Source organism: Fictibacillus norfolkensis (genome assembly GCF_014836645.1).
Taxonomy (GTDB): Bacteria; Bacillota; Bacilli; order Bacillales; family Fictibacillaceae; genus Fictibacillus; species Fictibacillus norfolkensis.
The window spans coordinates 104890-118923 of record NZ_JACSQM010000008.1; the positions used below are offsets into that span (position 1 = coordinate 104890).

The 14034-nt window shown below is 39.0% G+C and carries 10 protein-coding genes and 1 riboswitch; of the genes, 1 reads left to right on the top strand and 9 read right to left on the bottom strand.

Annotation, left to right across the window (positions count from 1 at the left end; genetic code table 11):
* Positions 1-3 precede the first annotated feature (3 nt).
* From addA to H9648_RS21010, 9 genes are all read right to left on the bottom strand, one after another.
* On the bottom strand, positions 4-3747 hold the full coding sequence (gene addA, locus H9648_RS16605) for a helicase-exonuclease AddAB subunit AddA (RefSeq protein WP_191754923.1): 3744 nt from the start codon (positions 3745-3747) through the stop codon (positions 4-6).
* Complete coding sequence (addB, locus tag H9648_RS16610) at positions 3744-7247, bottom strand: helicase-exonuclease AddAB subunit AddB (protein WP_191754924.1); 3504 nt, start codon at positions 7245-7247, stop codon at positions 3744-3746. The genes addA and addB overlap by 4 nt, the downstream gene beginning before the upstream one ends.
* A 174-nt stretch (positions 7248-7421) precedes the next feature.
* Positions 7422-8495, bottom strand: coding sequence for a GGDEF domain-containing protein (locus H9648_RS16615; RefSeq protein ID WP_191754925.1), 1074 nt, complete (start codon positions 8493-8495; stop codon positions 7422-7424).
* Between the two features lie 69 nt (positions 8496-8564).
* Entirely contained in the window at positions 8565-9515 is a 951-nt protein-coding gene (locus tag H9648_RS16620) for a GGDEF domain-containing protein (RefSeq protein ID WP_191754926.1), read from the bottom strand.
* A gap of 187 nt (positions 9516-9702) precedes the next feature.
* Positions 9703-9791, bottom strand: a riboswitch (cyclic di-GMP riboswitch).
* Between the two features lie 78 nt (positions 9792-9869).
* Positions 9870-10523: a serine/threonine protein kinase gene (locus H9648_RS16625; RefSeq protein ID WP_225218951.1), complete on the bottom strand. Its 654-nt coding sequence runs from the start codon at positions 10521-10523 to the stop codon at positions 9870-9872.
* A 107-nt stretch (positions 10524-10630) separates the two neighbouring features.
* A complete protein-coding gene (locus H9648_RS16630; RefSeq protein WP_191754927.1) occupies positions 10631-10990 on the bottom strand; it encodes a YhjD family protein in 360 nt (119 codons plus the stop codon).
* A 16-nt stretch (positions 10991-11006) separates the two neighbouring features.
* On the bottom strand, positions 11007-11216 hold the full coding sequence (locus H9648_RS16635; protein WP_191754928.1) for a hypothetical protein: 210 nt from the start codon (positions 11214-11216) through the stop codon (positions 11007-11009).
* Positions 11217-11311: 95 nt separating this feature from the next.
* Positions 11312-12145 (bottom strand): STAS domain-containing protein, encoded by an 834-nt coding sequence (locus H9648_RS16640; protein ID WP_191754929.1) that lies wholly within the window; start codon positions 12143-12145, stop codon positions 11312-11314.
* A 185-nt stretch (positions 12146-12330) separates the two neighbouring features.
* A complete protein-coding gene (locus H9648_RS21010) occupies positions 12331-12987 on the bottom strand; it encodes an N-acetylmuramoyl-L-alanine amidase (protein WP_318243549.1) in 657 nt (218 codons plus the stop codon).
* Positions 12988-13602: 615 nt separating this feature from the next.
* Here H9648_RS21010 and H9648_RS16650 point away from each other — a divergent pair.
* Positions 13603-13986: a MarR family winged helix-turn-helix transcriptional regulator gene (locus H9648_RS16650; RefSeq protein WP_137790749.1), complete on the top strand. Its 384-nt coding sequence runs from the start codon at positions 13603-13605 to the stop codon at positions 13984-13986.
* Positions 13987-14034 lie beyond the last annotated feature (48 nt).

The following is a 14034-nucleotide window of genomic DNA, read 5'->3' on the forward strand; positions in this document are numbered from 1 at the left end:
TCCTTATTTTACTTGAAGAATGTGTCCACCATCAAAAAAGTAAAGATAACTTTCTTTAACAGGTTTCTTTAATATTCTTTCAATGGCTTTTGCGTACAAATTCAGTTGCAACTCGTAACGTTTGTACAGGATATCCTTTGCTCCTGTAAACCCGTTTGTAAACCGGTTCGTAATTCTGTCTGTTTTGTAGTCAATCAATATATATCCGTCTTCCTCTTCGATCAGACAGTCAATAACACCTTGAACGAGAACATGTTCTTCTTCACCAATCCACTCTCTTTGAATCTCTGATATCGGAAGCGCCATACTAAACGGAATTTCTCTTTTCAAATTCTCGTCGTTCTCTTTGATTCTCTCGCCAAGTTGCCCTTCCATAAACTTCTGGATCTGTGGAAGCTGGATATATTGAGCTTGTTCTCTTGTAAGCAACTCTTTCATTTCCATTTCTGCAAGCTGATTTTCGAGAGATTCTAGTGTACCAGGCTTTCTAAAGTCAATATGCTGCATCACCATATGCATCGCTGTACCTACTTCAGCTGCATTCAACTGCTCTTCTTGCATAAATTTTGGCCGCTCATGTATAACTTGTTGGGCGGCTTTTACTAATTCTGTAGAACTGTATTCATCTGCTTGATATTGTTTTTTTATCTCTGTAACAGACTGTTTGGAACGGGTGTATGTCGAATTTTTATTCGTATATCGCCATTGGAGTCGACGTTGGACTTCATTAAAGTCATCTGAAGCAAGATTCACTCTTTCATAGTTCTCTAACTGCTTCAGCAACTCTTCTTGTTTTTCTTTCTCTTCAACTTTCAACTCTTCATATTGACTCGCTTGCAGAACGGTAATCTTCCAATCTGTTTCATCCAGATAAACTTCACCTCTACCTCTTTCACCTGTTCCAAGAAGCGATAGGAGAGGATCTGCATTCTTATGGCGGATGACCGCTCTCCCGATCCAATCGAGATAGCTCTTTACACCAGCTCTTTCAAAGTCTGGTAGAATCCAGTTTTCTTCATAAAGAGAATCCCTCCATGCATCCACAGATTTTTCAATGTCATTTACTGTGCCGACTACGTACAATTTTTCTTTTGCACGTGTGAGAGCAACATATAGAACTCGCATCTCTTCTGCGATCAATTCCATTTTCTTTCTTCCGGCGATCGCAAGCTTCGGCAGTGTCGGATAGGCAATTCGGTACTCTGGATTTATATATTGAGTTCCTAGTCCGAGTTCTTTATGAAGAAGAACTTTTTCGTTCAGATCTCTTGTATTGAACTGTTTGTTGATACCTCCAACGAATACAATAGGAAACTCTAAGCCTTTACTTTTATGAATCGTCATTACACGAACAACATCTTCTTGCTCACCTAGCGCTCTTGCCGCTCCTAGATCTTTTCCACGCTCCTGCATTCTTTCAATAAAACGTAGAAAGCGGAAAAGCCCTCTGAAAGATGTACTTTCATACATTTTCGCTCGATCATTTAAAGCTCTTAAGTTCGCTTGTCGTTGTTTTCCACCAGTTAATCCGCCTACATAATCAAAATATCCGGTTTCTCGGTAGATCTCCCAAATCAGGTCAGAAAGAGATCCTTGACGCGCTTGATGACGCCACTTTTCCAGCTGATCTAAAAACGTAGAGACCTTCTCTTGAATCTGAGCGTTCTCTCCTTCAGCACGATACAGTTCTACGGCTCCCAAATAATTATCTTGTTTTTGTTTCAATCTGATCACTGCAAGTTCTTCACCAGTCATTCCGACAAGGGGGGAACGAAGAACAGCTGCAAGCGGTATGTCTTGCAGAGGGTTATCGATCACCTTCAAGAGTGACATCATGACATGAATCTCCGTCGCATCAAAATAGCCCGTTGAAAGTTCAGCATAAGCAGGTATCCCTTGCTGCTTAAACTCTTCTAGTATGACTGGTGCCCAAACGGAGGTTGCCCGAAACAACATAACGATGTCTTTGTATTTTGCCGGCCTCAATTTTTTCGTATGTTTATCAAGTACGAGCTGAGGAGAGTTCCCCGTCGTTCCAACGATCTGTTTTATTTTTTCAGCTATAACTCTTGCTTCTAACTGAACGGTTTCAAGCTCCGATTTTTCTACTTCTCCATTCTCAAGACCTTCTTCATCTGTTACAGGCTGACTTTTATTGATAAGAAGAAGTTCTGGTTCATTTCCCTCTTGCTCAGGATAATAAGTGGCACCTAGCTTTAATTCAGCATCATCGTTGTAATCAATTTCCCCTACTGTTTCGTTCATGATCTGTCTGAACAAATAGTTTGTAGCTTGCAAGATTCCATTTCGGCTTCTAAAGTTTTTTGCAAGGTCAATTCGTAAACCGTTGCCGCCCTCTTTCGTGAACTGTTTGTACTTAGTTAGAAAAAGAAGTGGTTCTGCTAGTCTGAATCGGTAAATGGATTGCTTCACATCACCTACCATGAACATGTTTCCTGCTTCTCCGTCTTTTGATACTAAGCGAACTATGGATTCTTGGACAAAATTCGTGTCTTGATACTCATCGACTAGTACCTCTACAAATCTTTCGCGGTACTCTAATGCAGCATTAGATGGAACCGGCACATCCATCGTTGACCCTTCACCTTTCAATATCCCTAGGCAAAAATGTTCAAGATCACCAAAATCAACAAGAGACTTTTCTTGCTTCGCTTCAAGATAGCGTTCTCCAAACTTTTTCACTAAGGAAGACAGTTCTTTAACAACAGGAGCCATCTCTTCAATATGAACGATATACGAATCAGGATGCCTTTCAAAATATTCTTCTTTTAATGCACCCGTCCGTTTTTTAATGTTGTCTCTCATAGCTTTTACTTTATTCTTCAGTTCTTCATCTACATCTTTCCCACGAATGGCTTTTAATTTCGGAGGCTCATATGATTGAAATTCCTCATAAAGTTCACTCCAGCTATTCTTTGCAAGAAGTAATCGTTCGATAAAGACGAGATCTTCTTGAAGTGTTTCTGCGTATGCAAGAGGTCCTCCTGAGTGCTCGCTCAGCTCTATCGCTCTTAATGCCAAAGAACGAAGCCCTTCTATCTGTATCGATATATCGATCAGAAGCTCTTTCGTCCAAGGAAGATCGTCAATGGCCGCCGCTTGCACCTGATACGTTTCTGCCATCTGGTCTAGCCAGCCGTTCGGATCAGGGTGACTTCGAGCAAAATCATAGAGCGATAAGATCAGTTTTTGAAGTTCCATATCATTTCGGTCAGAACTATAAGCATCGACCACTTGGTAAAAAATATGGTCTTCTCCTTTGCTATACTCTTCTTCAAATAAATCCTCTATCACTTCTTGACGAATAAGTTCTGCTTCTGTTTCTTCTGCTACACGAAAGCCTGGATCGAGATCTGTTTCATAATAGTGTTTACGAAGCACCTCAATACAAAAAGAATGAAGAGTAGAGATCGATGCTTTGTTTAATAAGTTAAGCTGCCTTCTTAAGTGGAGAGAAGAAGGATTTAAAGACAATTCTTTATCAATTGCTTCTCCTATTCTTTTTCTCATTTCAGCAGCGGCAGCATTGGTGAATGTAACGATAAGCAAACGGTCTACATCCGCTACCTTTTCACGTATCATCGTAATGATTCGTTCTACAAGGACAGCTGTTTTACCCGATCCAGCTGCTGCAGCAACGAGAACATTTTCTCCTCTTGCCTGAATAGCTTGCCACTGTTCGTCCGTCCATGTTGCACCTTCTGGTTTTGGGATCAAAGTCTTCAATTCACATTTCCTCCTTCCTCATGCATTTTTTCTAGAATAACATCATCTTTTTCTGAACGAAGTTGACGGTATTGATTCTCTTCAAGAGTTTGATCAAACTGACAGACAGGCTTATATGAACAGAACGTACATGGTATTTTTTTCTTCATCTCATATGGAGAGATATCGATCACTCCGTTTGTAATCCCTTCACCGCTCGTTACAGCCATCTTTCGTGCATGATTACGCATCGTGTTAAACTGCTCTCTTGAGGCGATAGCGGAATGTGATTTATGAAATCCTTTTTGAGTTAAAGCGACAGGAATGATAGAAGAACGTTTTTCCATTGTACTGTCCATAAGTTGAACGGCTTCTTCCTCAGCAAGGACCAAACCTTTCATCTTAAACTTCTTTAACACTTCTTTTTCGATTTCTTCTACACTAAGCAGTTTCTTTTGATTTAAAAGCGGGTTGTGAACATGGAAATAAAGAACGCCTGCTGGAACGGACTCTTCACCTAGCCAGCTTTCTGAATGTGTGACTGCAACATCTAGATAAGTCAGCATCTGCAGAGCAATGCCATGATATAACTCTGCTAAGTTAAGTCCTGTCGAGCTGGATTTATAATCAATCACGCGCATCAGAAGTCCTTTAGAACTTTTGGCTGTATCAACACGATCGATACGTCCGATCACTTCCATCGTCGTGCCATTCGGCAAATTATAGGTTAATGGCGGCAATGTTGCACCAGAAGCGAATGCTAGTTCAAGGCCAGCAGGTGTGAAACCACTCGCCTTTGCATGCTGACTTAATATGTGCGAAGCTTTTCCGACTACTTCTTTTAACTTCTTCTTAATATAAAGATGTCTGTTGGAACTTAACAGAATCTCATGTTGAAGCTGTGGTGCCAAAAGTTCAACAATGTCTCCTGCTAAACGATAACAATCACCCTTTGAAAGATCACTCCAAGCTACGCTTCTTTGTTGAAGTGAATCATTCATCTGTTTTAACGCAGCATGAAAAAGCTGTCCGATATCAGGGGCTTCAAGCTTATACAATTGGCGTTCTTTAAGCTTCAGTCCGTACGACATGAACTGAGAGAATGGACATGACTGAAAAAGCTCCATCCTTGAGATGCTCGTTAAGATTTTATCGCCATAAAGGTCTCTTGATACAGATGAACTGAGAGGTGCTTCTCGATTAAAATAGAACAGAGAAGACAGAGCACGCTTTGCATAGAAATCATACTCGTTGTCTTCGATCACCCAATTGTATACATCCCACCAAACAGAAGAGATCGGATAGCCTTTTTTCCATTCTCTAAGCTGTGCACTTAAAAAGGAGACACTTTTTATCGGATGCTGCACAAAATCCATATCATTTTGTAAAGCAGGTTCGTTTTGATATAGCTCTTCCTTTAAATCTGGGAAAAGGTCGTGCAACCGCTGTATGACCATAGAAGGCTGCATCGTTTTCCCTTCCTCGTCTGCTAACGCATACGAAACATACAAATGGTCACTTCCATTCGTTAACGCCAGATAGATCATAAACTGCTCATCTAGCAGCTTTCTGCGAGCAGTCGGTGCAAGCACAACACCGTTTCTATCAAGGGCTTCTCTTTCGTCCTCTGAAAGTAATCCATCGTCTTTTGGTTTTAGCGGAATGATTCCATCGTTTACGCCAAGAACAAAATTTACTTTTACATCCGTGAAACGAGACCTTTCCATCGTTCCTACTAATACTTGATCTAGTGAAGGAGGAACAAGAGCGAACTTAAGGCTTTCAAGTCCTGTTTCAAGCATTTGCATCCACGTCTCTTTTGTAAGTTCTTCCTCGCCAGTCAACTCTACCATCTCATCGAGAAGACCTAACACCGCATTCCAAACTTGACCATGTTCAGATGCTGCTCGTAGTTTCCCTGCTGATTCTGCATGAATTCTCAAGCGTTCCAGTTTCATCGGTACATTGAGATCTTCAAGATACTGATAAAGACTTTTACAATATTGGATGATACTTTTACTGTTTGATAGATTTTTAGATAGACGACTCAATGGGGATACAATCATATCCCGCATGTCATTGATCAGTTGTTCCTTTTCATCGTCACGTGTTGTCTTTCCAAAGTCTTCTGATTCGAACCCTCTAAATCTTTTATATTTCCAAGGTTTTGGATCTGTCCACCTTTTGCCTTGGATACCAAGTGCTAACACATAGTTTTCAAGTTCATCCATACAACGTCTCATCTCAGATGTCGTTTTTCTTATCTCATCAAGCGGATAGAGCATGTCTGTTTTAACGGCTCGAAACACAGATTCATAGCGCCAATTTTTTAGTACAATATCTAACGATGAACGGATCAGCTCAATCAGGGGATGGTGAAGCATAGATTTTTTTTGATCGAGAAAAACAGGTATCTCATAATCTGTGAATACCGTTTCGATCAGTGTTTGATAACTACCCGAATTTCGGACTGTTACAGCGATATCGCGATATCGATAACCTTTGTCACGAACGAGTTCAATGATTTTTTTTGCTGCTCCCTCAACTTCTGATCGAACATTTACTGCCGCCGCTACTCCAACACCTTCATGTTTGGCTGACGTAATGGCCGGTCTTCGATCATACTGATCCTCGATGTGAGCGATGGCAGTTGAATTAAATTTTGGCTTCTCATGAAGATAGATCGGTTCCTCCACGAAAACACCCAGTTCTTTTGCTTGTGCTGTTAGTGACTGTACAGTCTTTTTAGTCATATAGAACAAATCTAGCTCATGAGGCTCAGATTGCGAAGTTAAGAATTCATCGGTTGTAAGTGCAATGGTCACTTTCTTGGCATGAGCCAGTAATCCTGCCGTAACTTCTAATTCTTGGGGGGTAAAAGAATGAAATCCATCTATGTAAATTTCACTTTCCTTAATGCTCTCAGAAAAAGGAATCTTGTCTTGGAGGAGACGCAAGTAATCTTCTGAATCTACATACTTCCCAATTAGCGCTTCATCCAAGGAACTCGAAATGACACTTAGATCTGATAATTTATCTTGAAGCACTTTTTTATTATTTTCTTTTTGTCCGATAGAAAGCAGTGTATCAGCATTCCACGAAAGATCTTCTGCAGAAACACAATATCGCTTAAGTTCTGTAGTCATCAACTCAAGCAATTCGTAAAAACCACTTTGCTCAGAAGCCTTTCGAAAGATTTTAAGGTCTTCTTTTTTGTGCTCGACGATTTTTCGAAGCATCATTCTTATTCCGGTAGATGTGATGTGCATTCTTGTTAAACCACCGGTCTCGCCAAGAATACGCCAAGCAAGCCTTGAAAAACTAAATACTTGTGCACGCATCATTCCCGATAATCCTGGCGCTCCGGCTAGCTTATACTCCGATTGAAATGTCATCTGATCTGGTACAAGATAGATGATTGGATTGCCTGAAGGACGGTCTGTAAGTTCTTTTTGAATCTCTTTAAATACAGAGTGGGACTTTCCGCTGCCGGATCGTCCCAAAATAAATTGCAAACTCATTTTGTTCAGCCCCTGTTCCGCACTTGAATTCTAACTCTATTATCTCATAATCTATTAGGACATCAAAGGCTCGTACCCTGAAAAACAACCACTTCCTCCTGGTAGTTATAGGATAGTTCTTGATAAGAACCCATGACACGTTAGTAACCATAGAGAAAGAAAAAAGGAAAACCGCTACATTGTTAGCTGATTTCCCTTCACTCTGACCGTATCTAGTTTACATGTATTTCTTCCCGCTGCCTTTGCTTCATATAAGAGCACATCTGCTCTTTGGATGATCTGTGAAGGTTTTTCGCCTTCTACATAACTTGCAATTCCATAGCTAAGTGTTACCGGTAAACCTCCATCACCTGACATATAAGGAAATGTTTCTAAATGCTTATTAATTGTTTCAATCGTATTTTTCACTTCTGTTCTAGATGTTGTATGGAGAATCCAGGCAAACTCTTCTCCACCGTAACGATACGCTTCTCCTTCTTTTACAGGTATGAAGCGTTTAAACGTTGAACCAACAAGCTTTAGCACTTCATCACCAATCAAGTGACCGTGCTGATCGTTGAACCATTTAAAACGATCAATATCACATAAAACAAGTGTGAAGGGCTTATTTTGTTTTGTGATTTCCAAAACGTCTTCTTGAAATTTCCGGTGATTCAATAGACCCGTTAAATAGTCTTGTTCAGATTGAAGCTGATACATATTCTTCTCAAGATAATGTTGTCTTTCTTTAGAGGCAATCACACCTCCGTAAAAAGCGATCAACCATAAAAAGATGCTTTTCATTAAAAATTCAAAGGAAGAAAGCGTGTTCATATACCCGCTATCTCTTATGAAGAAATAAGATAGGATGATAAAACTCGCTGTTCCTACTATAAGAGCTCCTCTTAACCTCCAATACAGGGCGGCATGGATAACGATTAAATAACCTACAGAAACAAACGGGCTGTCAGCTCCGCCAGTTAGCTGCATCAGCCAAGCATAAGCGATGCAATCAAAAACTATTCCACCTCTAGTAAAAACACGGTAGTACAGAGACGTCTCGGGCAATTGGTGTAATACAAATTGTGTGGATGTCATATATAGGATTCCAATTATGAAGAGAATTGGAAAGGTATCTGTTTCATATTTCAGCACACTTGAAATAGGCTGATAATAAAAAACAGGTACACAAAGTATTAAGAAGAACCACCGTAGTAAAGAAGATATTGTTTCAGAACGGTGTTCAGTAATCGTAAATGAATCTTTCATGCAGTCATCTTCCTTTGCATTTTACGATCTGCTAAATCATATAGCAGAAAGGCCCTTTATTCATTTTGTTCAAATGAATGATTTATTCTCACTTCTTGCTCTTTTATTGGTATACATCCGCTCATCTGCAAGCTGAAGATAATAATCGATGTTCTCACATGCATCTGCAAGTAGTTCTATGGCACCATATGCTAATGAAATCGATTCATTCCATACGATAAGCTGGCTCTCTAACTTTTCGATTAAGATGTAAGCTTCATCCTCTGTGATCCCTGGCAATAGATAAACAAATTCATCTCCGCCAAATCTAAATCCAGAGAACAATTTTAATCGTTTAGAAAGTTCAGCGATCTGCTGAAGAATTTCATCACCTGCGTGATGTCCTAGCTCATCATTGATACATTTAAAATTATTGATATCAAACATGACAAGTGTAAGAGGAAGTTTAAGTCTGCGTGCTTTTGTAAGCTCTTCTTCTAAACAGTCATAAAAGTATCGGCGGTTGTATAGATTTGTTAGCGGATCGCGAATGCTAATCTCCTTAAGGTCTTTGAATTGCTGAGAGGAGAAACCGCTTAGAAAGCCTGTTACAGCTCGATGAGAAATCCGATTCCAACGATCTAACATAAATAGCTGTATCACTAATGGCTCGTTTATCGTTGCTTTTTTTACTTCAAATAAAACAGATTCACTGATACTCGTTGTAAAACATGCTAATGCTTGATGAGGAATTCGCTGATGTCTTAAAAAATGAATACCTGATGAAAATGCTTTTTGTTCTCCTTGTTTTAAAAAGGACTCAAATCGATCTTCTTCTAAAAATACAGCATGCACGATTCCACGTAAAAATTTCTCTAATACCTTTTCATATTGCTCAACAAAACCGTTTAGAAACGTATGAAAGTCTTCATTTTTTCTTAGATGCTCTTTGTGTGTATGTATCATAGCGGGAATAGACTTCATAAATTCTGGCAACAAGTTTTTTTTGAGTGCGCGTAAGTCTAGTTGGAAATTTTCCATTCTACAACCCCTCAAATTCCTCAAAAATTACATACAAAAAGCCATCACCTAATAAAGGGAATGGCTTCCATTTATGTTCAGATACGTTTAACCTCTATGAGTGCTTCATCTCTAAAGTATGAAAAACTTCACTCTTCGGAAATAAGTCTTCATAGAAATACCTGTGTCTAAACTAAGTCCGTTTCCCTTTGGCAACCGGCTGCCATTGCATGTTAACCATACTTTAGGCCCATAGCTTTGCGTCCCAGCTTTTCAACTGGTTTGCCCTTAATAACAAAGGTTTCTATTGATTTATAGTTATTATATCCTACTAAGGCAATTTGCGCCAATGATTTTAATGATTCATTAGACCTATTATTTTAGACCTTTCTTTTTGGATATTTTTAACTTCCTGTAGTACCTATACCCCATCCTTACTCCATTCAAAACAAAATAAGGAATCTTTATAGGGAAGTCATACAGAGATTTCTTATAAATAGTGAAATAAGCTTTTCGCAGATCTTTCCATTTCCTGCACGTTTCGTATTGACTAAAATCAGAAACGTCTACAATAATTCCTCTGTTATTGGATATCATCACATTTTTTCCATGCACATCATTAGGAAACAACCCTTTGTCTCTCGCATGCCTCACTGCTTCATCAATGTCGTAAATAACATTCTCATGGATCTTTATCCCTTTATGCACGCAGTCATATAGAGTCATTCCTTCAATGCGTTTTAAAACTAAAAAACGCTGTTCAGAATGATAGCAAACAGAAAATCCAGGGTGTTTTCCTAGTCGATCATATACTTTCTTTTCTTCTAATAATCCGTGCTCATCCCTGCCATAGATCTTAACTACATAAGCTGGATGATCAGGATGTGAAAAAACCGCTGCATAGTTCCCACAGCCTAGCATCTGCCAAGGGTGTGGAGTATTCACCGGACATACCGGATCAAAAGGGCTGCGGCTTTCAATCATTATCTCGCTGTTCAATTGTCTGGCTAACTGGATAAAGTGTTCCATAACGTTCCTCAATTCAAATTCTAATCCTATTATCATCATCTTATGTCTTTGCAATACGTTCATTGTATACAGATGTTATAGAAAATGAAAATTGCACGCTTTATCCTTTATTCACTAACCACTTGTAGATAAGAAAGCATTAGTGTTTCAGCTTTATTTTTTAGATGAATGTTCGGAAATCTCATAATTTCACGATAACCCCTAATAAAGATCTCATATTCTGTAATATCATCCTCGCGTTGTGCATCCATTACTTTGATTCTTCGTTTTCTCAGTTCAATTCTTACATCATATAGATCTTTGCTGATTTGATTCATAATTTGCTCCACTAGTGCAACGTATGGCTGTCTCAGTCTAAAAGGAGAGCCGTTAATAATCTGTAGATCCCGATTAAACACGGTAAGTAAAATCGGATACATCACAAATTTTTCAATAAGCGAACGCTCTTCTTCGCTTCCATATTGCACGACGATCCCTCCAATCTTAAGAAGACAAAAAACGTGAATGTACAGATAATATGTTTCTTATGTGAAAACTTCTAATCTGTTTTTTTGCTGAACAATAACCTTTGATGATATGACCGTCAAAAGAGTATGGAATTATAAATCGGTGCGAGATGTCACCTTTTTGTGAGAGGTAGATCATTTCGATTCCAACTCGTTCTTGTATGCATCTCATTAATAAGTTAGTCATGAAGCAACCTCCTTTTTTTATATTATATGCGAACAAACGTTCTTTTTATACTAGAAAAAAATACCTGCCTTTTTAAGCAGGCAAGTATTTGTGGTTTATTTATTTTTTTGAGGTCGAATCCCCATTGCTTCAAGCTCCTGATACAAGTTTCCAGCAATAGAAAATCCTTCGAAACTGATTCCTAGCGAAACGACAGTCTGAGCAAGCTCAGGACGCATCCCGCTTAACGTTACATTTACACCTAAAAGCTTAAGAGAATTTATTACCTTAAATAAATTATGAGCGACCATCGTATCAATCACAGCTACACCAGACAAATCGATAAATAGATGTTCAATCTGTAATTCCATGCATTTTTGAAGAGAAGTTTCCATAATTAACTTAGAGCGATGCGTATCGATCGTTCCTACAAGCGGAAGAACCGCAACCGCTCTTGTCAGCCTTACAACAGGAACAGACAGCTCTTCAATTGCCTCTCTAGCCAATCCAAGTACACGATTATTATTTTCAACATAAGCTACACTAAAAGCATGAACCGTTTCATCCAGTAATGGGTCGATGATAGAGGCGGCTTTCAAAACGGTTTCGATGCTGAATTTTTCATTGCTAATTTCGTTACGTATGAAATCCCAAAGCACCATTCTATAGTATTTGGTACTGCTTAATGCTTTGTCTAATGGAACTTCATGTTGAACAGCAAGCTCACCATTTTTTCTTCCCCAACTAATAAATTGCTCTTCAGATGTTCTGATGTCTTCATAAAGAGCTTGCCCAAAGTATGAAAATAGTTCTCCCCGTAGGTTTAACACAAATTCCGTCAGCTCTGTCGGCTGCTCACCAAGTGATACGCGCACCTCATCAATTTTCTTTGATAGATCATATTTATGCTCAATGATCTTTTTACCTAATTCCCTCAATTGTTGCTCCATGTTCTACTGCTTCCCCCTATGTACACAAAGAATGGCATACCTCCAACTTATTTACCATTAATTTGTGTACTTAAAACATATTCTCACAAAAAAAAATGGGGCTACTAACCGCCTGCCCCTTGGAAAACAAGCGACCGAGAATTAAAATTCAACATCTCTCAAGGCTGTTTTACCATCTATTGTTTTTAAGAGTAATCGATATGAACAGCAAATCCTGCAGATTTAGCTTTTCGAGAAAGGTTCTCTGCATTTTCTCTAGATGTGAATGCTCCAATCTGCACTTTATAAAGTTTTCCTTCTTCAGTAACAAGCTCTTTAAACTCATTCTGATGAACAACAAACTTTTTCAGCTCATACTTTACATCTTCAATAAAGAATGGAAATGTCTTACCGTATTGGTGAAAACAATTTAAAGGATCTGTCCTTCTTTTTGGGTCCAGTTGAAAGTGACCTTTTATGTTCCGGGCAGGATCCCATTGGTACATGTCACATAAATAGGCAAAAAACCATACATAACGGCTGTAAGCTTTGTTAAAATCTATGGAAGGCCCATAGCATAACTCCACCCCAATTCCCCATTCGTTCGCGTCTGATACGTTAGAGCGAACGTGCCAAGCTTTTTCATGCAATGGAATAATCAGCAATATCTGTTTATCATCTATGAATACGTGCGCAGAAGCCTCTAGTTGTCTGCTGTTGAAATATTCATAGTTCTGTTGCGCCGTTGAGTCGGGATTCCCAGTGTCGTGCGCAACCGCAAAGCGCGGTACACGATTACCTCCTGGACGCTGCTTCCATCCTTTCTTTAAAAGTTGATTTGTAATCTGAAATTTTTCTTTCATACATACACCTCCCATTTATTCAAAATAGAAGTGTATAATTTCGCAAAAAAAGAGCCATTACGGCTCATTTTTTTAAAAGATTGTTGCTTTTAAGTCTTATTTCCTTCATTGAATTTTTGATTGTAGTGGAAGGTGCGTGCCTGCCACATGAGATACCTCTTGCAAGGCATGCGACGAGGAAGTTTACTACGGATATTAACTTGTAGACGCAGGAGCAAGGAACTTCTAAAGGCGGACAGGCGAGACACTTATAAGGAAACGTACGAATGTGGGTCACCGCCTGCCCCAAGGAAAGCGAGCATCTGCAACGGAAATCAACTACTTTCAAAAGCAACAATGAATACGAAACAGCCTTTTTTTTACAATCCACCTGGTTGCGATTGTGTTGTGATTGCCCAAACCCAGTAAGCTGCTCCAATCAAAAAGCCAAAACCTAGAAGCACAAAAAATAACGTTGAATTTTTCATAATCCGTTTCTCCCTAAACCTTTTACTTTCTTTCTCATTAAATATAAATTATCATATACTAGTAGAAGAAGATACAAAAAGCAAGGGTGTTAAAATGGAAAATAGAGAACAAACCCCATTAAGAAATGAGTTAGAGCGTGAATTGGAAATGAGCTTACGCAGACTTTTTCGCACGTTAAGAAAAGGTTTAAACGAAGTGTACTCAGATTATATTCCAAGCAATGAGTTTGCTGTTCTTCAGACTTTATTTATTCAAAGTCCTTTAATGGCTTCCGAAATCGCTAATGAATTAAAAGTTTCATCTAGTCATATTACCGCAGTTACGGATCGGCTTGTTGGTAAGAACTACATTCAGCGTGTACGATCAGATTCAGACCGTCGGATTGTCTATTTGGAAATTACTGAAGATGGTAGAGAAATCGCACGAAAAATGGATAACATTAAGAATAACTACCTGGAAAAAAAGTTTGCTGCATTAACAGATGAAGACATAAAGCGAATGATAGATTCTTCAATAAAACTGCTTGATTAGTGGAGCAGTTTTCCTTTTCGAAAATAATTCACATTGTGAAATATTTAC

What these genes read in the sequence shown, in the direction of transcription:
- addB (WP_191754924.1), bottom strand. Translation starts at nt 7,247, where the DNA reads ATGAGTTTGCAATTTATTTTGGGACGATCCGGCAGCGGAAAGTCCCAC.
- H9648_RS16615 (WP_191754925.1), bottom strand. Translation starts at nt 8,495, where the DNA reads ATGAAAGATTCATTTACGATTACTGAACACCGTTCTGAAACAATATCT.
- H9648_RS16620 (WP_191754926.1), bottom strand. Translation starts at nt 9,515, where the DNA reads ATGGAAAATTTCCAACTAGACTTACGCGCACTCAAAAAAAACTTGTTG.
- H9648_RS16625 (WP_225218951.1), bottom strand. Translation starts at nt 10,523, where the DNA reads ATGGAACACTTTATCCAGTTAGCCAGACAATTGAACAGCGAGATAATG.
- H9648_RS16635 (WP_191754928.1), bottom strand. Translation starts at nt 11,216, where the DNA reads ATGACTAACTTATTAATGAGATGCATACAAGAACGAGTTGGAATCGAA.
- H9648_RS16640 (WP_191754929.1), bottom strand. Translation starts at nt 12,145, where the DNA reads ATGGAGCAACAATTGAGGGAATTAGGTAAAAAGATCATTGAGCATAAA.
- H9648_RS21010 (WP_318243549.1), bottom strand. Translation starts at nt 12,987, where the DNA reads ATGAAAGAAAAATTTCAGATTACAAATCAACTTTTAAAGAAAGGATGG.
- H9648_RS16650 (WP_137790749.1), top strand. Translation starts at nt 13,603, where the DNA reads ATGAGCTTACGCAGACTTTTTCGCACGTTAAGAAAAGGTTTAAACGAA.